The following is a 24,375-nucleotide window of genomic DNA, read 5'->3' as shown; positions in this document are numbered from 1 at the left end:
TTTATTAATAAAGTGGGAGTTTTTGAACTTGATGCTTTATTAATTTCTACGAGTGGCGGAGTAAATACAAAAATTTTTATTTGAAAGAAGAAATAGTTTAAAAAATAACTATGTCATATGATTAATAACATCTTACATAGAAAAAAAACAGACCTTTTAAGTGAAGAGGTCTGTTAATGATTTTAAATCTTATTTAGCAAACACATGATTACCAATTACTGCTACTGTCTGACGTGTCGTAATCCACTTGTCTGTTGATGTTTTTGGATTGTAGAAATAAAGCCAGTCAGAATGTACTCCATTTGTGGAGATAGCCTCTTCTACAGCCATTTTTGCTTCTGCGCTTGCAGGCTGATTAATTCTTCCATCTGTAACAGGAGTAAATGCATATCCGTATTTAATAGGTTCATAAATAACGCCTGTTATTGTATTTGGAAAACCTTTTGCATTTACACGATTTAGTATAACTTTCGCTACTGCTACTTTTCCTTTATAGGATTCGCCACCTGCTTCAGCGGTAACTAAGCGTGCCATTAAGTCTTTTTCTTTTTGTGAAATACTTGAGTTGATTTTTAAATGTTGTCCTGTATAAAGCTTGTTTCCGATTGTATTGTTAATTTGTTTTATAGATTGGACAGTGACATTGTAACGCCTTGCTATCGTTTCTAATGAATCTCCCGGTTGTACTTGATAAATAATTTGTCCAGAAATGTTCGCAGGCTTGGCGTTTTGAGGAACAGTGATTTCATTTGATTTCACGGACCCTGGAATATGTAACTGTTCGCCAATAAAGGTTTGATCGTTTCCTTTATTATTAGCCTGTTTAATGGATTGTATTGAAACTCCGTATTGTTTACTAATGCCCCAAAGTGTATCGTTCTTTTTTACTGTATGAATGGTAGAAGCTTCAGCTGTGCTTTGACTACATACGAATGTAATTGCAGCTGCAGATAAAGGGATTATATGTTTTAGTTTTAGTAATTTCATTGTAAATCCTCCTAAGAAAAAATTAAGGTGAAACTATTAAGTAATGTAGTTTGAAATGTATATATGCGTAATATATTAATGTAAGTATATTAGCACATATAAAATAAATAATCACTATAAGTTTCATATTCGTGTAGTGTAGAGTCCGAATATGAAATATTGCATATGAAAATACATTGAAGTTCATATTTCTGATTACTATAATCTATTTAGTAGAAAGGGAATACGTTATAGAAACGAAATCATTATAGATTAATATAATGATTAATTATTAATAGGAGGATTAATGCAATGGAAATATTTCAAAAAATGTGTGCGTCAACTGTAATCATTACAACACTTTTAGGAACAGGGGGTACTATCAATAGTGTACATGCTGATTCTATAGAACAGCAGATTAAATCAGGGATAGAACAAGAAACAGATAAGCAAATCATTGTAAAATTTAAAGCGGATTTGGATTTGCCATATGAAGATGGTATTGAAAAACAAATACAATCTCAAACGAATGATAAAGTAATAAAAGATCTTTTGACAGAATATCCAGATGTAACATTTACTCGTTTATTCACATCTGTAAGCCCGGAACAAATACAAAACCTTGAAGTGAAAGCACCTAATCATGTATCTACAAGTTTATTAAACTACTATATTCTGCAAAATCAAAATAGTGGGTATGAAGAAGAAATAGTAGATAAGTTAAAGGCATCTTCTTTAATAGAAGATGCGTATATGAAGAAACAAGAGAAAATAATGCCACCTGAAGTGCAATCATCAAGTGTAGCTCTTAATCCTAGTAACAATCCTAGATTTAAAAAACAAGGTTATCTTGAAGCGGCCCCATACGGTATTAATGCGCCTTTCGCCTGGGGAATTCAAGGCGGTAATGGAAATGGTATCACTTTTGTTGATATGGAATACGGATGGTTATTAAATCATGAGGATTTATTACATCAAAAAATTGAGTTAATGTCTGGAAGAAATATAGATCAGCATGTCGGTCATGGGACGTCTGTACTAGGAATTGTATCCTCTGAGGACAATGAAGTTGGGAATATTGGGATTGCGCCAAAAGCGAAAGCAAAGGTTATCTCTCAAATAAGAGATAATGGACAGTATAATACGGCTGATGCAATATTAAGCGCTGTAAATCAGTTAGAAGCTGGGGATGTTTTATTGTTAGAGGCACAAGCATCTTTCGATGGATATGGTGATAAATATTTACCTGTTGAAGTACAACCAGATATCTTTGATGCAATTCGTGCTGGTACAGATAAAGGGATTGTAATTATAGAGGCCGGAGCAAATGGGTGGAATGATTTAGACCAGTTCAAAGATAGAAAAGGTAAGCAAGTCTTAAATCGTAATAGTAAAGATTTTAAAGATTCGGGTGCAATTATGGTAGGAGCTGGCTCTTCATCTTTCCCTCATGAACGTATGTGGTTTTCGAATTATGGAAGCCGTATTGATGTGTACGGATGGGGAGAAAATGTAGATACAACTACAGCCGAGCAAAGTAGAAGTGCTGTAAATCTTTATACTTCAAGCTTTAGCGGAACATCTAGTGCTTCGCCAATTATTGCTGGGGCAGCGACTTTAGTACAAAGCATTGCTAAAGAAAATTTAGGACAACCATATAGACCAAGTGAACTAAGAGCAATATTAAGTAACCAGAGCACAGGAACAAAATCTAAAGATCCATATGCAGATAAAATTGGTGTTTTACCAGATTTGAAGTCTATACTAGCAAACTTAGGCTATGAACAAAGAAAACCAAACGGTGGGAATGAATTACAAGTAACAGAAAATGAACCAAATAATGAGCCTAGACAGGCAAATAAAGTTAACTTTCATACACCGGTGAAAGGAACGCTACATAATAGTGATAGAGTAGATGTATTTACTTTCCAAATTGATTCGCCGGAAAATATTAATATTTCTCTACTAAATGAACAAAATATTGGAATGACATGGGTACTTCATCATGAATCAGATTTAAATAACTATGTAGCATATGGTGAAAATGAAGGCAATGTAGTTAAAGGAACTTATAATGCAAAGCCAGGTAAATATTATTTATACGTCTATAAATATGAGAATAAAAATGGTTCATACGTATTGAACATAAAATAAGTAAAAGGAACTTCAGATGAAGTTCCTTTAAATTTTTCTAATTTAGTATATGTGAATGATTTTTTAACTTTACTTCTATGCAATATTTCATATTGATGAAATGTTATTTATTTTTTCTGAGCTAGCTTATATTATATTCAATAAGTTTGATATAAAAACAGAAAGAGAGAGGGATAATAATGAGCAATAAGAAGTTAATTTTGAAATTATTCATATGTAGTACAATATTTATCACATTTGTATTTGCTTTACATGATAAGAGAGTAGTTGCAGCTAGCTCTGTTAATGAGCTTGAAAATTTGTCAAAATGGATGCAACCTATACCTGATAATATCCCGTTAGCACGAATTTCAATTCCAGGAACACACGATAGTGGGACGTTCAAGTTGCAAAATCCGATTAAGCAAGTATGGGGAATGACGCAAGAATATGATTTTCGCTATCAAATGGACCATGGAGCTCGCATTTTTGATATAAGAGGACGTTTAACAGATGATAATACGATAGTTCTTCATCATGGGCCATTATATCTTTACGTAACACTGCATGAATTCATAAATGAAGCGAAACAATTTTTAAAAGATAACCCGAGTGAAACAATTATTATGTCTTTAAAAAAAGAGTATGAGGATATGAAAGGGGCAGAAGATTCATTTAGTAGCACGTTTGAAAAAAAATATTTTGTTGATCCTATTTTTTTAAAAACAGAAGGAAATATAAAGCTTGGAGATGCTCGTGGGAAAATTGTACTACTAAAAAGATATAGTGGTAGTAATGAACCTGGAGGATATAATAATTTTTATTGGCCAGATAATGAGACGTTTACCACAACTGTAAACCAAAATGCAAATGTAACAGTACAAGATAAATATAAAGTGAGCTATGATGAGAAAGTAAAATCTATTAAAGATACGATGGATGAAACGATGAACAATAGCGAGGATTTAAATCATCTATATATTAATTTTACAAGCTTGTCTTCTGGTGGTACAGCATGGAATAGTCCATATTACTATGCTTCTTATATAAATCCTGAAATTGCAAACTATATAAAACAAAAGAATCCTTTGAGAGTGGGCTGGGTAATTCAAGACTACATAAATGAAAAGTGGTCACCATTATTGTATCAAGAAGTTATAAGAGCGAATAAGTCATTAATAAAAGAATAAAGATGATGAGAGTAAGAAGCGATAAAATATATCGCTTCTTTTTCTTTTCCAATAACCAACAATATAAATTGTACTTTTATAATAGAAAAAAATAAAAACATAAGATATAATCATACATATAAAATTTGTACCTATAAATTTTATATGTATGATTGAATTTGATTTGTTGTAATGAAATGGAGGTATATACTATGAAGTTTCCACATGATTTTTTATTCGGAGCTGCTTCAGCTTCTTATCAAGTAGAAGGTGCATGGAATGAAGATGGAAAAGGTGTTACGAATTGGGACGAGTTTTCAAAAATTCCTGGCAAAACATACAATGGAACAAATGGTGATGTAGCTGTTGATCATTATCATCGATATAAGGAAGATGTTCGCTTAATGGCTGAGATGGGATTAGAATCGTATCGTTTTTCTATTTCTTGGGCGAGAATATTGCCGACTGGAGATGGAAAGGTAAATGAAAAAGGGATTGAATTTTATAACAACTTAATTGATGAATGTTTAAAATACGGGATTGTGCCGTTTGTCACTTTATATCATTGGGATTTACCATTACCGTTAGAAAAAGATGGTGGATGGACGAATAAAAGAACAGCAGAGGCTTTCGTAAAATATGCAGAAACTTGTTTTAAGGCATTTGGTGACAGAGTTAAGCATTGGATTACTTTTAATGAGACCGTAATGTTTTGTGGATTAGGTTATTTAAAAGGTGCACATCCACCAGGAATACAAAATGATGTTCCAAAGTATTTTCAAGCTACTCATTATGTATTTTATGCACACGCGAAAACAGTTGCGGTGTACAAGCAGCTGAAACAATATGGTGAAATTGGGATTACACATGTTTTCTTACCAGCTTATAGTGTGGATGATCAAAAAGAAAATATACAAGCAGCAAATCATGCGAATGAATATGAAACGTATTGGTATTATGATCCAATTTTAAAAGGCGAGTATCCGTCTTATGTTGTACAACAATTAAAGGAAAAAGGATGGACTCCTAATTGGACGGTTGAAGAATTAGAAATCATTAAACAAAATGCAGAAGAAAATGATTTTATTGGCTTGAATTATTATCAACCAATACGAGTAGAAAGATACGATATGGATATAAAGAGTGAGGAACATTCTCGAGAAAACTCAACGCTTGCTCCAGGTAACTCTTCTTTTGATGGTTTTTATCGAACAGTTAAAATGGATGATAAAACATATACAAAATGGGGATGGGAAATATCTCCCGAAGGTTTCTTAGAGGGATTGCATATGTTGAAAGCACGTTACGGTGACATAAAGATGTATGTAACGGAAAATGGACTTGGTGATGAAGATCCGATCATTGACGGAGAAATTGTAGATGTTCCGAGAATTAAATTTATTGAAGCGCATTTAAAAGTAATGAAGCGTGCAATTGAAGAGGGAATTAACTTAAAAGGTTATTATGCATGGTCAGTGATTGATCTTTTAAGTTGGTTAAATGGATATAAAAAGCAATATGGCTTTATTTTTGTCGATCATAATGATAACTTAAAACGTAAGAAGAAACTTTCGTTTCATTGGTATAAACGTGTGATCGAAACGAGAGGGGAAGAGTTATAACAGATAAAAGAGTATTTTAGGAGAAAGTGTATGAGTGCAAAGTATAAACAAATTGCAGATGTGTTAGAGCAAAACATTCGAGATGGGCTTTTTAATGAAACGAAAAAACTACCTACAGAAGAAGCGTTGATGAATCGATTTGAAGTAAGCCGTAATACGATACGTAAAGTAATTAGTCAGCTTGTGAATAGAGGTTATATTTTTCAAGTGCAAGGTAGTGGCATGTTTTTACGCGAAACTTCTGTAACAGATTACATTAATTTAGGAAGTTTACGTGGATTAACGAAAAATCTTGTTTCACAAAATATTGAAACGAAAGTGTTAGAGCTTGAAGTAATAGATGCGGACGAAGAGATAGCAAAGCAGATGCAATGCGAAGCTGGAACTAGGTTGTATTTTTTGAAGCGCTTAAGAATTGTAGATGCTAAACCATTCTCTATTGAAGTAAGTTATTTCAAAAAGGATATTATTCCATATTTGAACGAAGAAATAGCATTAAGCTCTGTATACAGTTATTTCATTGAAGATTTACGATTAAATATTGGTTTTGCTGATAAAGTTATTAGTTGTGAAAAAGTAAATAAAGAAAATGCACAGTTTTTAGAATTAAATGAAGGTGATCCGGCGCTTCTTATTGAAAATACAGTGTATCTTGTAAATGGAACAATTTTTGAGTTATCTCAGTCGATGTTTCATTATGAAAAGGCGAAACTTTTAAATCGAATTAATTTTAAATGAAAAATTATTGTGTGAAAAAAGCAACTGGTCCTAAGTGATCAGTTGCTTTTTATTTTTTAAGTGGATGAGCAAAAAAACACGAAAGTGGTTGGTCCGCTTTTTGCAAACATCTATTATGATAAGAGAAGAAAGGTAGTATGTTATCAACGTTTTAAAGAGGAAGGTTTTTATGTAAGTTCTTTAATTAAAATAGATGGGTCTTAGAGAGGTGAAAAGACAATGAGTTTTGCAATTTCACTAGTCGTTATTATTGTAATTGTATCGCTATTTGGGACTGTACTAGTTGCAAGAAACGTGGAGGAGAATTACGGTAAGTCTACAAAAAGAAATGTGAAAAACTTATCTGCAATCTATATTCTTCTTCTTTTTGTTCTACTAGTTGGGGTAACATGGTATGCGGTCATGATCTGATAGTTTGTAAAAGAACTGAAATGAGAGTATGAAGTTGGAATTTTAGAAGCTATCGAGTAATCAGAAAGAGAACCATTTTGGATATATCCATTTACGGATAAGAAAATGTGACTAATTAATACTATTTTTACGGTGAATACTGTTAGTAAAAAATGAGGATAGTTCGTTTTGAAAGGAGGGAACTATATGGAATGGAAACCAAATCGTGCAGATAAGACACCTGTATATAAACAAATTGCTGATTATATTGAAAGAGGTATTTCTTCAGGCGAATTTCCTTCTGATAGTAAGTTACCTTCTGAGCGTATGTTAGCAAAGGAATTACAGGTGAACCGGAGTACAATAGTAGCTGCGTATGAAGAATTAAAATCACTTGGAGTAGTAGAACGGCAAAAGGGAAGCGGAACACGGGTGAATACAGACATATGGGGTGTCTCACATAAACGAATACCGAACTGGGGTAGGTACGTGGAGGATGGATCGTTCTTACCTAACGTACCACTCGTTCAACAAATTCGAACGGAAACACAAAAAGATGATTTAATTAATTTAGCAAGTGGTGAACTGTCACCAGAATTAATTCCAAGTGATAGATTTCGAACAATTTTGTCGGAGAAAACATTTATGGAAAACCTCGGTTATGACCATCCACTTGGAAATGAGATGTTGAGAAAAACAATTGCAGCACATGTTCAGCAATATAAACAAATTGAAGCAGATTCAAGCTCTATTCTTATTACGTCAGGAGCACAACAGGCGCTTAATCTTATCGTTCAATGTTTATTAAAACCTGGCGATGCGATCGCGATTGAAGATCCTTCGTATTGTTTTTCGCTTCCAATGTTTAAATCGGCCGGTTTAAACATATTTCATTTACCTGTTGATGAGCATGGAATGAATCCAGATGACTTAATCGATTTGCACAAAAAGCATCGCATTCGTATGGTATTTTTGAATCCAGATTATCAGAATCCGACGGGTACTGTGCTTTCATTAGCGAGACGTAAAAAAATTTTAGAACTGTCTTCTGAGTTCGGTATACCAATTGTAGAAGATGATCCGTATAGTTTAATCTCCTTTAATGGAGAAGTGAACCCAACATTAAAATCAATGGACCAAAATGGAAATGTTCTTTATATAAGTTCACTATCAAAAATTGTTGCATCAGGATTACGTATTGGATGGGTAATTGGTCCTACACGCGTAATTGAGCGTTTAGCAGATGCAAAGCAACAAGTTGATTTTGGCCATAGTGTATTTACGCAGTGGGTAGCAAATCAATTTTTAGAATCAAAGGATTTCCATACACATATTACGATACTTCGTGGACAATTGAAGCAAAGAAGAGATGAATTAATTGCAGAGCTTGAAGGAACATTGGGAGAACGAGTTGAATGTTTCGTGCCAGAGGGTGGAATACATGTATGGTGTAAAGTAACAGGAAAGTTTGATGAATATCACTTATTAGGTGAATCTATACGGAATGGTGTCGCATTTGTTCCGGGCAGTGTTTTAGGTTCGAAAAATGAATATATACGATTTACGTTTGGTAGAGCGAATATAGAACAAATTCAACTTGGAATTAAACGGTTTGCCGACACGCTAAATGAGATTTCATAATATGGATGTGTGATAGTGAAATGAGGGAAAGAAATGAAGTACGTGACGCTTTTACTTCAAGTAGGCGTGCTATATGTATTTAGCCTAGTGGGTACGTGGATTCAGGAAATATTCCATCTATCAATACCGGGGAATTTAATAGGGATGTTAATACTGTTCCTGCTCCTTTCCACTCGCGTTTTACCGTTAGAATGGTTTGAGTTAGGTTCGGAAAAGTTAATCGTATTTTTACCGTTATTTTTAATCCCTTCGACAACAGGGCTCATGGAATACGGGTCTTTTCTTTTCAGTAAGGGAAGTATTATATTCCTTTTAGTAGTTGCAAGTACTGTAGTAACTTTGATTGTTTCAGGGTATATAAGTCAATTATTAGTCACATCAAAAAAATAAAATCGACAAGGTGCACGATTCAAATGGTCTTAATTATTATTACTGTAGCAATTTATTTCTTGGCGACAAAGCTATATAAAAAATTTACGTTTGCATTTACGTTACCAGTGTTAACAGTTACGGCAATTATGATTTGTTTATTTTTGATTTTTGGTATTTCTCATCATGAGTATAGGGAAAATGGGGGAAACATTCTTTCAAGCTTATTGAGCCCTGCAATTGTAGCATTGGCCATACCTCTATTTAAAGAGCGAAAGATACTGATGAAAAATTTTTCATCGATACTAATCGGAGTAGTGATAGGTATAGTGGCTGTAACGAGCATGAATGTAGTGATTGGCGGAATTTTAAATATAGATAAGGAACTTATATTAACTACTTTACCACAGGTAGCGACAATGCCAATTGCCCTTTCAATAGCGGATCAAATTGGTGGTATTCCATCTATGACTTCTAGTTTTGTAGTTGTTGCAGGAATAACAGGTGCTATGATCGGACCAACAGTACTTAAGTTTTTCCGTATAACAAGTACGATTGGAAAAGGAGTTGGAATGGGCTGTGCATCACATATTATCGGTGTGAGTCGTTTAGTGAAAGAAGGCGAGAAAGAAGCGACTATCGGTTCGGTAACGATGATTGTAACTGGAATACTTATTAGTATACTAATACCGTATGGAACGAAATTTATTTTTTAAATGTAATGGAGATGATAACAATGACAACATGGTTTATAGTTACATTATTTGTTTTTGGAGCTATTAAAGTATTAGTTTCTAGCATGCCCACTTCTGTTGTAGAATCAATTATTAGTAGATTTGAATTGCATCAAAAGCTTGAGGCGGAAAATACTTCTATATCGATAGATGGAAAAAATATAGAGGGAGAAATGAAACTACAAGTTATTCATGAATTTAATGAGGCGTTGTTTTTAGATAAACATTATTTCCCGCCGCACGGAGAAGGGACACCAATAGTCATTGATACGAAGAAAGGGAGTAAAGAGATTAGATTTTCGCTATATAGCTATGAGGAACATGTTGATGTCATTAAGCAATATAAGAAGAAAGTCGTTGCCTATCGTTTACGCTCTAAAAGCCTTCAAACATTGACACCATTAGTAATAACGGAAGAGTATGCTTAAGAAGAGACCTATAATGGTCTCTTTATTTTTTTATCCAATTATATACGTTCCAAATAAAAGAATGAAAAATTATATAACCAAATAAAGAATATGTATGGTTCCAATTCGCACTATGTACAAATAAACCTAAACTTTCAGCAATCTGTTCAAAAAGGCTAGCACAAATACCGATTGAAATAATAAATGAAATTCTAGAAACTTTAGATAATTTTTTTGAAATGTGTATAAAGATAACTGTTAAAATCGGCAGTACGAACAATGTAAAAGCTATATTAACCGAAAATGTGGATGAGAAGGGCCTAGCCGGAAAGGAATATATTTGTTTATGAACAAAAAAGGCATCTAAGCAAGTTGCAATAATAGAAGAGAGAAAGATTGTAACTACTAATGCTAGAAACTCATTCTTCTTCTCGGAGGAGGACATTTTTCTTTGCGAGAATGGCGATTTCAATTTTTTCGAGTGTTTTGCAGTAGTCTTCTGTAATTTGTCCATTTATATTTTCCTCCTTATCAACTAAGTAATTTACAACTTGCCAATCGGTAAACCAATCTTCACTGTCAACTTCTTCATGCTTCATATCTCGCCATGCATAGATGAGTGCAGGGCTGTATATACGATAAGAGCCATTTCGTAACTGGCATTTCTTAATTCGGCGCTTATAAAACTCACGGGAAAAAGATTCATTTACACTTGAAAATAAATGGGGCCAGTAATCTTTCCTAGATCCTGTATGTGGATGGTGTTGAGCCCAGCTTATTATTTGAGATAAAACATGTGTATCTCGAAATAATAATGAGTACAATCTTTTTCCAATTAATATCCGTTCATGTAAGGAAGTGAAATGTTTCATTGTATCACCAAATAGTAATACTTTTTGTTTCTTATCATTTTCGTAGAATGGGAAAAGGATATGATTAAACTGAAAGAAATCAAAGAGTTTAAATCCAATACTATTTAGTACAGTCTTTTTAAATTGTACATTTTGAATTACTCTTTTTTCTAAGTAGTTTTGTTCATTAATAATAGTTGCAATTGCTAAAGTTTTTTTGTTACCTGTTTTCCAAAAATGGTTCCACATCGTTTCCATAAATGTAGAAACATTTAGGTGAGGGAGAAGGTGAAATAACTTTTGTGATCTCTTTACACTTTGTTCGTAAAGTAAAAATTGAGGGTATACATCTTGGAAAATAAGCCAATTCCCTCTTTCTAAAAAAGAAAAAAATATGAATTGATCTTTCTCTGATAAAATTCTCGTATATAAATCGCCCTTTAAATCAGTCATATTCCAACCGCCGTTACGTGATACCATATGCCCAAGCAGTGCCCAATGTATTTCTGGATATTGAATGTAAAATTGGTAGTATGCGCGTGTTCTTGTAACATTATTTTTATTTAGTTGTTCTGTTTGTATTTTTATTTTGTTGATGATGAGTTGTTCTTCTTTCGTTAATTTATACATGGTGTCAGAAGGAATAAGTTTGCTTTTTTGTTTCAATTCATTTTTTACGTCGAATAGGGAGAGAGGCAGTGCTTTGGAAGGTCCGTTATATGTATGATTTGAATTGCTTCGGTCCATTCCGTTACCTCCCTTTTTCATAAATTTAAATATGATTATTGGCTATGAATCATTCTATTTATTTTATTACGAGTATAAGAAATAAATGAGCGGTGTTTTTTTACAAGGAATTTATTTATCATGCAAACAGTATAAAAAATCTTACTGTTGTGAGATGAAATGAAAAACAGAAACTACGTTTAATAGTTTCTGTTTTTTTATTTTGTCAATTAAATGTAACAAACGACGATTATGATTTGAATCAATTGAAAATAATTCAATAAATATTATTTAAATTGAGATGTTTCGTAGGAGGAAGAAGAATGTTAAATAAAATAATTTTAATTACTGGTGGTACAGGTTCGTGGGGGCATGAACTTATAAAACAACTATTAGAAAAATCACCGAAAGAAATTAGAATTTTTTCAAGAAATGAAACGGTTCAGTTTGAAATGCAGCAACAGTTTATAAATGATGATAGGTTAAAATTTATTATTGGAGATATTCGTGATAAAGATCAACTAGTCTATGCTTGCCAAGGTGTACATTATGTGTTCCATCTTGCAGCTTTAAAACATGTTCCAGTATGTGAGTATTATCCTTATGAAGCTATAAAAACCAATATACATGGTACGCAAAATGTAATTGAAGCCTCTATACAGATGCAAGTTGAAAAAGTTATATATGTTTCAACTGATAAAGCAGCTGATCCATCAAATACGTATGGGATGACAAAAGCAATTGGTGAAAAATTAATGGTTCATGCGAATATACAAACGAAGAAAACAAAATTCATTTGTGTTCGTGGTGGAAATGTTTTAGGAACGAGTGGAAGTGTAGTACCACTTTTTAAACAACAAATTAAAAAATCTTCACAAGTAGGGATTACCGATGCGAATATGACTAGATTTTTCTTAACAGTTGAAGATGCTGTTGGGTTGTTATTTAAAGCCGTATCTCAAGGTAGAGGCGGGGAAATCTTTGTTATGAAAATGCCGGCATGTAAAATAACAGATTTAGCAGAAGTATTAATTGAAGATTCCGGAAAAGAAAATGTTAAGGTAAAAGAGGTAGGGATAAGACCGGGTGAAAAATTAAGTGAAATGCTTCTATCTGAGGTAGAGAGTAAAACAAGTATAAGTTTTGATCAAAATTATTTTGTGGTACTACCGACTATTCCTATACAAGGACTTCAACAATATTATTCAAGCTATCCTCTAGTGGATGTGAAGAGTTTTAGTTCTCAACAAGATTTACTTGCAAAACATGAGGTGAAACAAATGCTATTAAAAGGAGGGTTTTTGCGATGAAAAAAAATGCGAGCCTTTTAATAACTGGTGCAAATGGTTTCACAGGACGCCATGCTTGCCACTATTTTTTACAGCAGGGCTTTCATGTAATTCCTATGTTTCAAAATCGTGCATATGGAGAAAAAATTAGAAATGGTATTACTTGTAATTTAACTAATAAGAGCGAAGTAATGAAGGTAATGAAACAAATAAAGCCAGACTACGTATTGCATTTAGCAGGAAGGAATTCGGTTATAGAATCTTGGACAGCTGCCCTTGAATATATAGAGGTTAATGTAATAGGAACATTATATTTATTAGAAGCAATTAAGCAAGAAGCCTCGCATTGTAGAACATTAGTTATAGGATCTGCTTTGCAAGCAGATAGTATGAACGAAATAAAAATTTCAAATCCATATAGTTTAAGTAAAACGATGCAAGTTATTATTGCAGAGGCTTGGGGAGGATTAATGGATTCAAATATTATCATTGCAAAGCCCTCAAACTTAATTGGTCCAGGGGAATCGAATGGCATTTGTTCGATTCTCGCAAAGAAAATGATAGATATAGAATCAGGTAGAAGTAAAGCCATTATTGAAGTAAACAGTTTGAAAGATAGTAGAGATTTTCTAGATGTACGTGATGCGATTAAAGCGTATCATGTGTTATTACGAGATGGAATAAATGGAAAACAATATAATATCGGATCAGGAGTAAAACGATCTTTGTTAAATGTACTAGAACAATATAAAGAATTAACACAGCTAAATTTTTTTATAGAGGAAACAGAGAAAAGTGGGAGCGACTCAAATGAGAGTTTAGCAATAGAGGAAATAAAAAGGTTAGGTTGGATCCCAGAAATTGAATTTCATCAATCATTAAAAGATGTACTTGAGTATGCGAAGTGTAGTGACATCTGCATGCAATGAAAAACAAAAAAGGGTGTAAAAAATATATGAATGATTATGAAATAATAGATAATCAAAATACGCTATTTCTTTCAATTGTTGATGCGTTGGATTGGAGAGATGAAGAAGCGCATGTATTGCGTCTTTATGAGGCAATACATAAATATCAAGCGTATGTAGAAGAAAAAAGGGTTAATCAAATAAAGTCAGCATTAGAGACGGAAACTAGATATGTGATTCAAATCTTTGCTCAATACGAGTGTAGTGAGTATGGAAATGATTTTTATGAACTCATTAAAGATCTTTTACAAGATATAGAGGTGGAGTTAAAGATTTATATAAAAAATAATAATTTTATTTACATTTAAAAGGTAAATATAAAGCTAGATTTTTAATAATAAAGGTGGGTATAAGTTATGAGCAAAACGATTCTTTTTACTGGGGGCGGTACAGCCGGACACGTTATGATTAATATTGTATTAATTCCTAAATTTATAGAGAAAGGCTGGAGAGTCGAGTATATTGGATCCAAAAATGGAATTGAAAAATCATTAGTGCAAAATGTTAAATACAATAGTGTTTCAACGGGCAAGCTTAGGAGATATTGGGATTGGGAAAATTTTAAAGATCCTTTTAAAATTATACGAGGTTGTTTACAAAGTTATAAATTAATTAAGAAAACAAAGCCTGACGTTATCTTTTCAGCAGGAGGATTTGTTTCAGTTCCTGTAGCTATAGGAGCATGGTTAAATCGTGTGCCTATAATTATACGTGAACCAGATAGCACATTAGGACTTGCCAATAAAATAGCATTACCTTTTGCTACAAAGCTATGCACAACATTTCCTCAGACAGGAGAAAATGTAAGTAATGAGAAGAAGGTTTATGTAGGACCAATTGTAAGGGAAGAAATTGAGAAGGGTAACGTATTACGAGGAAGAAGATATTGTGAATTTCAGCAAGATAAACCAGTATTATTAATTATGGGTGGGAGTCAAGGTGCTAAGTGGATAAATGATATGGTAAGGGAATGTTTAGATACAATACTATTAAACTTTAATATTATTCATATATGTGGTAAAGGGAAGGTAGACCCATCTATTGGCATGGAGGGGTATATGCAATTTGAATATATAGGCGACGAGTTGCCGCATATACTAAATATGGCAAGTGTTGTAGTTTCCAGAGCGGGTTCTACTGCTATTTCTGAATTGTTATTTTTGAAGAAACCGATGTTGCTTATCCCGTTAACTAACAGTTCCAGCAGGGGAGATCAAGTTTTAAATGCTGAATATTTTTCACGGCAAGGATATGCGGAAGTTATACTCCAAGACAGAGTAAGTACGAATACATTTATACATGCAGCAAATAAGTTGTATACAAATAAGGAGAAATATATTCAAAACATGAATGGATATAAGAAAACAAATGATGAGGGAATTCATCAAATAATAGATATAATAAATGAAGTGGTGGAGTAATAGAAATGTAAATAGAAAAACAAAAGGAAAGAAGGTATTTTCTTTCCTTTTTACTATATTTGTTCAAATTCATTATTATTTATTCTAATTAGTTATGTACTATCGGTGAATGCCGTTTTCTAATAGCTCAGTAAATGCATGAATATGAATAGGTTTACTGTAATAATAACCTTGAATAAACTGACATTTATTTTTTTGAAGGAAATTTACGTGCTCTTTCGTTTCTACACCTTCAGCAATGACAGACATTCCTAATGTATTTGCTAATGTGATGATCGTTTTAATAATTTCCATTCCATCATCACATGTTTCAGACATTGTAATAAATTCTCTCGGGATTTTTAACGTATCAATTGGATACAAAGGTAAGTAGGCTAGCGAAGAATAACCTGTACCAAAATCGTCGATAGAAATGTGAATCCCTAAACTTTTTAGTGTACGCAGTTTTATCAATGTTTCTCGCTCATCCATCATTGCAATTCGCTCTGTTAATTCAAGATCAAGAGAGCTTGCTGGTAAACCTGTATTTGTTAAAGTAGAAGAAATAGACTTTACAAAATCCTCTTGTTCAAATTCTTTAGCAGATAAATTTACACCTATTTTTAAATGTGAATATCCGAGTGCGTGCCAACGTTTCATTTGCTTGCAAGCCTGCTCTAATGTCCATTTTCCTATTGAAATAATTTGTAGTGTTTCTTCTGCAATCGGAATAAACTCGTATGGAGAAATAATACCTAATTCAGGATGATTCCACCTAATTAAAGCTTCTGCACCGATAATTTTATTAGATTCACTATCAACTTGAGGTTGATACAAAAGGAACAATTCTTCATTTTGTAGTGCGTTTGGTAAATCTTTTTCTAATCGTAATCGTCTTTCAATTTTTTTAGCGATTACATCGTCATAAATAGAGACAGAGTTAAGCTCTTTTGCTTTTGCATCATACATTGCAACATTAGCGTTTTTCAGAAGTGTAGCGGTATCGATTCCGGAATGTGGATAAATAGCGATGCCGATACTCAGTGATAAAGTTAATTTATGCTCATGTATGATAAATGACTTTTTCATGCATTCAAATAATTGGTTACATAATTGGAATAAGTAATCTTCGTCAGTATAGTTTTCAATTATGATTGTAAATTCATCGCCACCGATTCTTGAAAGATGAGTATGTGATGGAAGACATGATTGGAATCGCTTTGCTACTTCTTCTAATATGTAATCTCCTGATGAATGTCCAAGTGTATCGTTAATTGCTTTAAAGCGATCTAAATCTAAATATAATAATGCAAACTCGCTTTCTGCTATTTTAGCATTTTTTATAACTCTCTTTAATTTCTTATGGAAAAAGGCACGGTTCCCAATTTTCGTTACAGTGTCATGGAATGCTAAATATTTTATTTCTTCTTGCTGTTTTTTTAGTGCAGTAATATCTTTCACCATAATATAGCTTCCTGAAATTTGTCCGTCTATTATAATAGGAATGATTGTAACGTATAAAAAATAAGTAAAGCCATCTTTATATTGAGAACTAAGTTGTAAGAATGCCGATTCTTGTTGTTTCACTTTTTCTAATGCCAATGCTAGCTTATGCTTATCTTCATCTAAAATGATCGAAAAACAAGTTTCACCTAGTAACTCATCCGTTGGTGCTCCAAGTAGTACACTCCCAGCCTTATTTACATTTAAGAATATTCCATTTAAATCAATGGTGAAGATAGGGTCAGGATGATATTCATATAATGATTTAAACTTTTGCTGTTTTTGAGAAAGAGCCTCTGATTTATGAACTAAATCAGACGTCCGTAAAGTAACTTTTTCTTCTAGTTGGGCATTAAATGCCTGCAAACGTTTTGTTAAGGAATTGTTTTGCATACGTACGATAGAATGACGAATGAGTACGAAAATAAAAGTAATACAATTTCCTGTAATGAGAGTTGAAGATGATGTTTGTTCTTTTAATGTAAACCCGATTAGTATTGCAACAGCAAGATAGGGAAATACAACTAAAGCTTTTTTTCCTATTATAGGGTTTACAAGGAAATAATTTTTATGGGTATTATGATCTTCTGAAATAGAGCCAGCTATTGCAATAAGTAATATAGGTATTCTATATAAAAGACGTAATAATATTATAGTTTCAGTTGATAAGTGGTTATTTAAGTAAAAATAAATATAGTTAAAAGTTGCAGAACTTATTAATACAAAAATAAAGATATAAATTTTCCGTTTGGAATTAAAAATTGTTGGACGGAAAAAGAGACTAACACCTAGCAGTAGAAATAATAAATCTGCAATTGGGTATAAAAATGAAAGGAAAACATCTCCTAGTGAAAGAGCGAATATATTTAAATTTGGTTGATTAAATAAATACCATTCTAATGTGAATATGGAAGTAAGCACTATGCATATATCACAAATAAAGAACGCTTTTTCCCATTTATTGCATTCCTTTAAGATTTTATAGCAGAAAGCGATAAGACAGAAAAATAGAAAAAACATGTAAAATACATCAGAAACCGTAAAACGATGTATTGGAATTTCGAAGAAGCTATCTTGATATGTATATACTATTTTTCCTAATAAAAAACTACCAATTGCTATTGTAATACATATCCAAAACGGATTTGAACTGACTTTCTTAGAATATATAGAGTAAATCAGTGATACAAATGTAATGGCTTCAACGACAAGTGAAGCGAAGCGTACATCTGAATTTGAAAAATGAGTAGGGAATAGATAGAAAAACATAAAATAGATTGAATAGCATATTAATGTTCCGATTAATATACATAATTGTAAATTTTTATTTAATTTCAATGAAATCACCTTCTTTAATTATGCACTATGTTCGTTATATCTATACATAATAATATTATTTAAGAATTGTATCAGATTTCCTTATAAAAATCATGTTTATAAGGAAAGTGTTAAAGAGTGTGAGTATTCTTAAGGTTAAAAAAATATTGCGGTTGATAGTATAGACTGTATCAAGACTTTAAATAGAAATTGTATATTTAGTCATCCTTTGAATTGTAAAGTTTTTTTAGTGATTTGTAAGTGGAGATGCAAAATTGCATATAAAATGATGAGTATCTTTTTTTGTGAGATTTTTATTTTTAATCTGAAAATTAACATTTGTGAAAATGTTGAGAAAGGATGTAAAATAAGAACGTGTATTCTTACAGAGTGGAATAGTATTGCCACTAAATAGGGAGGCTTTTTTATGATATATCGAATTAAAGATGCAGAAATATACTATGAAATTGTGGGAGAGGGTAAACCGGTCATTATCATACATGGCTGCGCCCCTGACCATAGGTTAATGATGAAATGTATGGAATCAGTATTTCAGAAATATGAAGGTTATAAGCGAATATATATTGATTTACCTGGAATGGGAAAATCGAATGCTCCAAATTGGATAAATAGTTCAGATCGTATAGTAGAAGTGCTTATCACATTTATTGAGGAAATCATTTCTACTGAAAAATTTTTATTGGTAGGAGAATCATATGGAGGCTATTTAGCCAAAGGTATACTTGCAAAGATGTTTGAGAGAGTTAGCGGATTACTATTAGTATGTCCTGTTGTTGTAGCGGAGCCAGAAAAAAGGATTCTTCCAGATAAACAGGTAATTGTACAAGATGAGGAATTTTTAAATACGCTCACTTCCACAGAAAGAGAGGCATTTTGTGAGTTAGCTGTAATAGCAAATGAATATACATATAAGCGATTTAAAGAAGAAATTAAGCCTGGGTTAGATGTTGCTAATGATGAATTTATTGAAAGGTTGCAAAAGAATTACTCTCTTACTATGGATTTTCAGCGTAAAAAATATGAAAATCCCGTTCTTTTACTGACTGGAAGACAAGATATATCAGTAGGTTATCAAAATATTATAGAAATTATTGAAGAATATCCAAGGGCAACATTAGCAGTGTTAGATATGGCAGGACATAATTTGCAAATTGAGCAGCCTGAATTATTTGAGAGTTTAGTAGGAGAATGGATTAGACGAACAAATCAGCACAGTTTATAAAGTATTGTAGTATTACGCCTAAGTGTTGAAATGGGATAAATGAACGTGATTTATTAACTTATCTCGCTATTTTCCTGTAAAAGCCCGATTAGTAAGGGCTAATTAAAGTTTCACTTTATAAAAAATTTTAAGGAGAAATTATGAGCACATATATTTATATGGTTAGACATGGTGAATCACCAAAACTAGAAGGAAATGAAAGAATGCGCGGGTTAACTGAGAGGGGACATATGGATGCCCGTAGAGTAACTGACATATTAAAAGCGGAGAGGATTGATACTTTTATTTCAAGTCCTTATAATCGGGCTGTGCTAACGATAGAGGAGTCAGCTAATTTCCATGAAAAAGAAATAGTAGTATATGAAAATCTTAAAGAGTGTATGTTTTCAAGTGAGGATCAGGTTATATCAGACAAAGAGGTGTATCCACTTGTACAGAAGATGTTCTCTAATCCGGACTTTGCACGAACGGAAGGAGAGTCATATGCAGATTGCCAGAGAAGAGTAGTGAAAGTATTAAAAGAAATCTTAATGGATTTTCAAGGATGGAAAATTGTAATTGGTACACATGGGCTTGTCATGACATTAATGATGAACTATTTTGATAAACAATATGGTTTTGAATTTTTAATGAATACGTCAAAACCGGATATATATAAGATGGAGTTTAAAGAAGAACAATTAATGAATGTAGAGAGATTATGGAAAGAGGAATAAAATTAGTTGCATGGATTTTGTTGTAAAAGTTACTTTTATAGCAAAGTCTTTTTTTTGAATAGAAAGCATCTTTATCAACTATTTTTAGAATGTTAAATAAATAAGTAATTATTCAGTCTTTGAATAAATTATGGAGAAATTGGTTTAGGGAAACAATTTTAAATGTGTCAAAACTCCAAACGTTGGATTTATATTCAATAGGAGAAAAAGATGTAGAATTTTGTCTTACAGTCCCCGTTTACTTTTCATTTCATTACATATAGGCTTTGTGGTGTAAGGGGGACATTGCCTTTACACAAAATCTATAAGGAGGTCATTGTAATGAAACAGATTAAAAAGTTTGCGGGAGTTGCTTTAGCGGGGACGATTGGATTAAGTGGACTACTGTTTTTAGAACCAAGTGTAAGCGTTGCGGAAGCACAGCAAGTGAGAGTGGAAAATTTCAATACAATTGATGTAACGATGAATCTAAATGAATTGTATGTATTAAGTGGCAGAAGTATTGATATTCTTTCTGGAGATAAAGAAGCAATTCAGTTAAATAAATACACAATTAGTTTTAATAAACCTGGGAAGTATGTGATTAAAGTAAATGGCTGTATTTATGATGATGTATATACTTTTATTGTAAATGAGTAGTATATATTCTTAAATTGCGAGATAAAAACAGAAACACCCTATTTACGGTGAGAGTCGTAAATAGGGTGGATTTATTTGTATTAATCTGCACTTTAAATATGTTCACTAATTTTCTTTTTGTTATGTAAAGTATGTAAAAGTGTTAACAATGTAAATGAAATATACATCTTCACATTCAAAAAAGTTAAAATATTTCGTTTTAAGGATTATAATGGAGGGAGAAACATAAAAGGGAGTGAATGAACTTGAAACAAGAACTTATTGAAAGATTTACGAGATATGTAAAAATTGATACGCAATCAAATGAAGAAAGCCATACAGTACCAACAACACCAGGACAAATTGAGTTTGGTAAGTTATTAGTGGAAGAGCTAAAAGAAATTGGTTTAACAGAAGTAACGATGGATGATAATGGTTATGTAATGGCAACACTTCCAGCTAATACGGACAAGGATGTTCCTGTAATTGGATTTTTAGCCCATTTAGATACAGCAACAGACTTTACAGGGAAAAACGTCAAACCACAAATTCATGAAAATTTTGATGGTAATGCAATTACGTTAAATGAAGAGCTAAATGTTGTGTTAACACCAGAGCAGTTCCCGGAATTACCATCATATAAAGGACATACCATTATTACAACTGATGGTACAACACTTCTAGGAGCAGATGATAAAGCTGGTCTTACAGAAATTATGGTTGCAATGAACCATTTAATACATAATCCGCAAATTAAGCACGGGAAAATAAGAGTAGCATTTACACCGGATGAAGAAATTGGTCGTGGGCCAGCGCATTTTGATGTAGAAGCGTTTGGTGCATCATTCGCTTATACGATGGATGGAGGTCCATTAGGTGGTTTAGAGTATGAAAGTTTTAATGCTGCAGGTGCTAAGTTAACGTTTAACGGAACGAATACACATCCTGGAACAGCGAAAAATAAAATGCGCAATGCTACTAAACTGGCTATGGAGTTTAACGGGTATTTACCAGTAGAAGAGGCGCCAGAATATACAGAAGGCTATGAAGGATTCTATCATTTACTTTCTTTAAATGGTGATGTTGAGCAAAGTAAAGCGTATTATATTATTCGAGACTTTGATCGTGAAAATTTTGAGGCGCGTAAAAATAACGTTAAAAATATTGTGAAGACTATGCAAGAAAAGTATGGCGAAGATGCAGTCGTTTTAGAAATGAATGATCAATACTATAACATGCTTGAAAAAATTGAACCGGTGAGAGAAATTGTTGATATTGCATATGAAGCAATGAAAAGTTTAGACATTGAACCAAATATTCATCCGATTCGCGGAGGCACAGATGGATCACAATTATCATATATGGGATTACCGACGCCGAATATTTTCACTGGTGGTGAAAACTATCACGGTAAATTTGAATATGTTTCGGTAGATACTATGGAAAAAGCCGTTCAAGTTATTGTGGAAATTGCAAGACGTTTTGAGGAGCAAGCTTAAAAAAGAACCAAGTAGTACGAATGTGCTACTTGGTTTTTTTAATATAGTACTCGCCACAAATAAAAAGTCGCATAAGACTCCCAATTAGCCCAGTTTGCCGCGAAACCTTTTATTTCATTTTTAGTCGGTTTATTTTCGGAACCTGTTATAAATTTAATTGCATTATGCAGACCAACATCATCAATTGGAAAAGCTGAAGGAAATCTTAAACAACGCATTAAAACATAGTTGGCAGTCCATGGTCCTATACCATGGATAGCGGTTAATTGTTTCTCAGCAACCTTTACATCTTGTGTTTGCAGTAAATCCTCTTTTGATAGTTTTCTCTCTGTAATAAGCTTCGCAATACCGATTAAATATTCACATTTTCTAGTCGTCATTTTTAATTGTTGGAGATCTTCTACATGTAGATTTGCAATTGTTTCAGGTGATGGGAATATCCAATGCTTTCTACCGTCCCATTCTACATAACTGCCAAATTGCTCAACTAATCTTCTTTTTAGCGTATAAGCATATGTTAAGTTAATTTGTTGACCGATAATTCCCCAGGAAAGTGCCTCAAATAAGTCTGGAATACCTAAATTACGAAGGCCATAATATTGTTCAATTGGTCCTTGAAGGAGTAAATCATGTTTAGCTAATGTATAAAAGGGAGCTAAATCAGTAGTTAAATCAAACCATTCTTTTACATAGTTAGCTACAGCTTCACGTATCGATTTTTCAGATGTATATGATTCTTCTAAACAACGTATTTGAATATTGCCATCTGTATTCACACTAATTTCAACTAAAGGATTTACATCTTGAACAGGGATAACTTTATAAATTTTGTTATCTTCAATATGAAACATACATTCATTGTTAGAACGTGATAGATAACGTAAATTTTCTTGGAAACAAAATTCTTTTGGAACTGCTATAGATAATGCGCTATTATATTCTGCTGTCATATGAATTCCACCTGTAACTTTTCTAATGTAAGCAATTTTTTCTTCATTTCTAATCCACCCCTAAATCCGGTTAGTTTCCCATTCTTCCCAATAACGCGGTGACAAGGAATAGTAATAAGGAGAGGGTTAGCAGCAATAGCAGAAGCAACGGCGCGCACAGCTTTAGGTTTTTGAATTCTTTCAGCAATTTCTGTATAAGAATATGTCTTTCCATAAGGAATTTCACGTACCGTATTCCAAACAGATAATTGAAAATTAGTTCCATAAGCATCGATAGGAAATGTAAAAGTTTCTCGCTTGTTTTCTAAATACTCGATAACTTCTTGCGTATATATTTGCAAGTAATCTGGACTATGAATCAATATATGTTGGGGCAGTTTTTTTCTAGCCCATATATTTAATTCTTCAAAGTTTTCGTCTTGTGATCCAATGAAACATAGTCCATTTTCAGTTGCAGCAATATGAAATCGCCAATTTTTATGTGTAAGTAGCGTCCAATATATATAATTATTTTTGTAGGAATTCATTATCGTATCCCTCTTTCATCTCGTTCTTTTTTCGATATTCAGTAGGAGTAAAGCCGGTTTTCTTTTTAAATAAAGTTGCGAAATACTCTGGGTTTTCTATCCCGACAGCAGTACTAATTTCTTTAATAGATTGATTTGTGTGTAAAAGGTATTTGGTTGCTTTAAGAATCCTGAATTGTTGTATATATTCTATAGGAGTTAGCCCTATTATTCTTTTGAAAGTACGTTGTAAATGAAAAGGGCTACCGTGACACATTCCCGCAAGCATGTCGAGAGTTAAGGATTTGTCATAATGCTTTTCGATATAGTCTTTAATTTGTTCTACCCACTCTTCATTAGGTAAAGTGATCCCATTTGGCTTACAACGTTTGCACGGGCGAAAGTTTTCACTTAATGCTTGCTCTGCATGATGAAAAATTCGTACATTGTTTCTATTTGGTATTCTTGATTTGCATGATGGCCTGCAAAAGATTCCAGTTGATTTCACAGCATAAAAGAATTTGCTATCATAGGAAGAATCGTTATGAATAATTGCTTGCCAATACTCATTTGTTAATGTAACTCCTTCATTGTGCAAAGAACATCACCTCTGAAATTAG

At 32.8% G+C, this 24,375-nt stretch carries 24 protein-coding genes; 17 read left to right on the top strand and 7 right to left on the bottom strand.

What is annotated here, in order from left to right; translation table 11 throughout:
* Positions 1 to 189 precede the first annotated feature (189 nt).
* Complete coding sequence (locus tag ACXKY9_RS18220) at positions 190 to 987, bottom strand: cell wall hydrolase (protein ID WP_000771173.1); 798 nt, start codon at positions 985 to 987, stop codon at positions 190 to 192.
* Positions 988 to 1,278: 291 nt separating this feature from the next.
* Here ACXKY9_RS18220 and ACXKY9_RS18215 point away from each other — a divergent pair, with 291 nt between their 5' ends.
* The 9 genes from ACXKY9_RS18215 to ACXKY9_RS18175 all read left to right on the top strand — a co-directional run bounded on the left by ACXKY9_RS18215 (position 1,279) and on the right by ACXKY9_RS18175 (position 10,190).
* Positions 1,279 to 3,120: a S8 family peptidase gene (locus ACXKY9_RS18215; RefSeq protein WP_000402321.1), complete on the top strand. Its 1,842-nt coding sequence runs from the start codon at positions 1,279 to 1,281 to the stop codon at positions 3,118 to 3,120.
* 179 nt (positions 3,121 to 3,299) lie between these two features.
* The gene (gene plcA / locus ACXKY9_RS18210; RefSeq protein WP_000066292.1) at positions 3,300 to 4,289 is read left to right on the top strand and encodes a phosphatidylinositol diacylglycerol-lyase; all 990 of its coding nucleotides are present in this window, start codon (positions 3,300 to 3,302) and stop codon (positions 4,287 to 4,289) included.
* Positions 4,290 to 4,480: 191 nt separating this feature from the next.
* The gene (locus ACXKY9_RS18205; protein WP_000671630.1) at positions 4,481 to 5,890 is read left to right on the top strand and encodes a glycoside hydrolase family 1 protein; all 1,410 of its coding nucleotides are present in this window, start codon (positions 4,481 to 4,483) and stop codon (positions 5,888 to 5,890) included.
* Between the two features lie 30 nt (positions 5,891 to 5,920).
* Positions 5,921 to 6,628 (top strand): GntR family transcriptional regulator, encoded by a 708-nt coding sequence (locus ACXKY9_RS18200; protein ID WP_001274908.1) that lies wholly within the window; start codon positions 5,921 to 5,923, stop codon positions 6,626 to 6,628.
* A 219-nt stretch (positions 6,629 to 6,847) separates the two neighbouring features.
* Entirely contained in the window at positions 6,848 to 7,039 is a 192-nt protein-coding gene (locus ACXKY9_RS18195) for a hypothetical protein (RefSeq protein ID WP_000006459.1), read from the top strand.
* Positions 7,040 to 7,225: 186 nt separating this feature from the next.
* Positions 7,226 to 8,659, top strand: coding sequence for a MocR-like pyridoxine biosynthesis transcription factor PdxR (gene pdxR / locus ACXKY9_RS18190; RefSeq protein WP_000454966.1), 1,434 nt, complete (start codon positions 7,226 to 7,228; stop codon positions 8,657 to 8,659).
* A 33-nt stretch (positions 8,660 to 8,692) separates the two neighbouring features.
* Positions 8,693 to 9,049, top strand: coding sequence for a CidA/LrgA family holin-like protein (locus ACXKY9_RS18185; RefSeq protein WP_000878484.1), 357 nt, complete (start codon positions 8,693 to 8,695; stop codon positions 9,047 to 9,049).
* Between the two features lie 23 nt (positions 9,050 to 9,072).
* Entirely contained in the window at positions 9,073 to 9,744 is a 672-nt protein-coding gene (locus tag ACXKY9_RS18180) for an LrgB family protein (protein WP_000242946.1), read from the top strand.
* Positions 9,745 to 9,764: 20 nt separating this feature from the next.
* A complete protein-coding gene (locus tag ACXKY9_RS18175; protein ID WP_000214645.1) occupies positions 9,765 to 10,190 on the top strand; it encodes a YfmQ family protein in 426 nt (141 codons plus the stop codon).
* Positions 10,191 to 10,212: 22 nt separating this feature from the next.
* Here the strand turns inward: ACXKY9_RS18175 and ACXKY9_RS18170 are convergent, their stop codons facing one another.
* Entirely contained in the window at positions 10,213 to 10,614 is a 402-nt protein-coding gene (locus ACXKY9_RS18170; RefSeq protein WP_033667178.1) for a CBO0543 family protein, read from the bottom strand.
* Positions 10,589 to 11,767, bottom strand: a complete 1,179-nt coding sequence (locus tag ACXKY9_RS18165; RefSeq protein WP_000376163.1) for a DUF2515 domain-containing protein — start codon at positions 11,765 to 11,767, stop codon at positions 10,589 to 10,591. The genes ACXKY9_RS18170 and ACXKY9_RS18165 overlap by 26 nt, the downstream gene beginning before the upstream one ends.
* Positions 11,768 to 12,069: 302 nt before the next feature.
* Here ACXKY9_RS18165 and ACXKY9_RS18160 point away from each other — a divergent pair, with 302 nt between their 5' ends.
* The 4 genes from ACXKY9_RS18160 to murG are packed head-to-tail and all read left to right on the top strand — an operon-like array spanning position 12,070 to position 15,424.
* Complete coding sequence (locus ACXKY9_RS18160) at positions 12,070 to 13,056, top strand: UDP-N-acetylglucosamine 4,6-dehydratase family protein (protein WP_000932591.1); 987 nt, start codon at positions 12,070 to 12,072, stop codon at positions 13,054 to 13,056.
* On the top strand, positions 13,053 to 13,964 hold the full coding sequence (locus ACXKY9_RS18155) for an SDR family oxidoreductase (protein WP_000739083.1): 912 nt from the start codon (positions 13,053 to 13,055) through the stop codon (positions 13,962 to 13,964). The genes ACXKY9_RS18160 and ACXKY9_RS18155 overlap by 4 nt, the downstream gene beginning before the upstream one ends.
* Entirely contained in the window at positions 13,961 to 14,311 is a 351-nt protein-coding gene (locus tag ACXKY9_RS18150) for a DUF6572 domain-containing protein (protein ID WP_002101267.1), read from the top strand. Before ACXKY9_RS18155 ends, ACXKY9_RS18150 begins: the two co-directional genes overlap by 4 nt.
* Before the next feature lie 48 nt (positions 14,312 to 14,359).
* A complete protein-coding gene (gene murG, locus ACXKY9_RS18145; RefSeq protein WP_000047554.1) occupies positions 14,360 to 15,424 on the top strand; it encodes an undecaprenyldiphospho-muramoylpentapeptide beta-N-acetylglucosaminyltransferase in 1,065 nt (354 codons plus the stop codon).
* Positions 15,425 to 15,523: 99 nt separating this feature from the next.
* Here murG and ACXKY9_RS18140 read toward each other — a convergent pair whose 3' ends face one another.
* A complete protein-coding gene (locus ACXKY9_RS18140) occupies positions 15,524 to 18,244 on the bottom strand; it encodes a putative bifunctional diguanylate cyclase/phosphodiesterase (protein WP_000773564.1) in 2,721 nt (906 codons plus the stop codon).
* Between the two features lie 406 nt (positions 18,245 to 18,650).
* Here ACXKY9_RS18140 and ACXKY9_RS18135 point away from each other — a divergent pair, with 406 nt between their 5' ends.
* The 4 genes from ACXKY9_RS18135 (at position 18,651) to pepT (ending at position 22,299) form a co-directional block, all read left to right on the top strand.
* Positions 18,651 to 19,466, top strand: a complete 816-nt coding sequence (locus ACXKY9_RS18135) for an alpha/beta fold hydrolase (RefSeq protein ID WP_000640330.1) — start codon at positions 18,651 to 18,653, stop codon at positions 19,464 to 19,466.
* Positions 19,467 to 19,606: 140 nt separating this feature from the next.
* The gene (locus ACXKY9_RS18130) at positions 19,607 to 20,182 is read left to right on the top strand and encodes a histidine phosphatase family protein (protein WP_000109184.1); all 576 of its coding nucleotides are present in this window, start codon (positions 19,607 to 19,609) and stop codon (positions 20,180 to 20,182) included.
* A gap of 321 nt (positions 20,183 to 20,503) precedes the next feature.
* Positions 20,504 to 20,821 carry a hypothetical protein gene (locus ACXKY9_RS18125; protein WP_000809497.1) on the top strand — a complete coding sequence of 106 codons (318 nt, stop codon included), beginning with the start codon at positions 20,504 to 20,506 and terminating at the stop codon, positions 20,819 to 20,821.
* A gap of 245 nt (positions 20,822 to 21,066) precedes the next feature.
* On the top strand, positions 21,067 to 22,299 hold the full coding sequence (gene pepT, locus ACXKY9_RS18120) for a peptidase T (RefSeq protein WP_000807014.1): 1,233 nt from the start codon (positions 21,067 to 21,069) through the stop codon (positions 22,297 to 22,299).
* A gap of 38 nt (positions 22,300 to 22,337) precedes the next feature.
* On the opposite strand, the gene ACXKY9_RS18115 is transcribed toward pepT, so the two are convergent.
* The 3 genes from ACXKY9_RS18115 to ACXKY9_RS18105 are packed head-to-tail and all read right to left on the bottom strand — an operon-like array spanning position 22,338 to position 24,353.
* The gene (locus ACXKY9_RS18115) at positions 22,338 to 23,249 is read right to left on the bottom strand and encodes a DNA-3-methyladenine glycosylase 2 (RefSeq protein WP_000123507.1); all 912 of its coding nucleotides are present in this window, start codon (positions 23,247 to 23,249) and stop codon (positions 22,338 to 22,340) included.
* Positions 23,246 to 23,776 (bottom strand): methylated-DNA--[protein]-cysteine S-methyltransferase, encoded by a 531-nt coding sequence (locus ACXKY9_RS18110; protein WP_001089839.1) that lies wholly within the window; start codon positions 23,774 to 23,776, stop codon positions 23,246 to 23,248. Before ACXKY9_RS18110 ends, ACXKY9_RS18115 begins: the two co-directional genes overlap by 4 nt.
* Complete coding sequence (locus tag ACXKY9_RS18105; protein ID WP_000551325.1) at positions 23,757 to 24,353, bottom strand: bifunctional transcriptional activator/DNA repair enzyme AdaA; 597 nt, start codon at positions 24,351 to 24,353, stop codon at positions 23,757 to 23,759. Before ACXKY9_RS18105 ends, ACXKY9_RS18110 begins: the two co-directional genes overlap by 20 nt.
* Positions 24,354 to 24,375: the final 22 nt, after the last annotated feature.

The organism is Bacillus sp. 2175 (genome assembly GCF_057812155.1).
The sequence above is the reverse complement of the archived record's forward strand: the minus strand, read 5'-3'. Positions and strand labels throughout refer to the sequence as shown.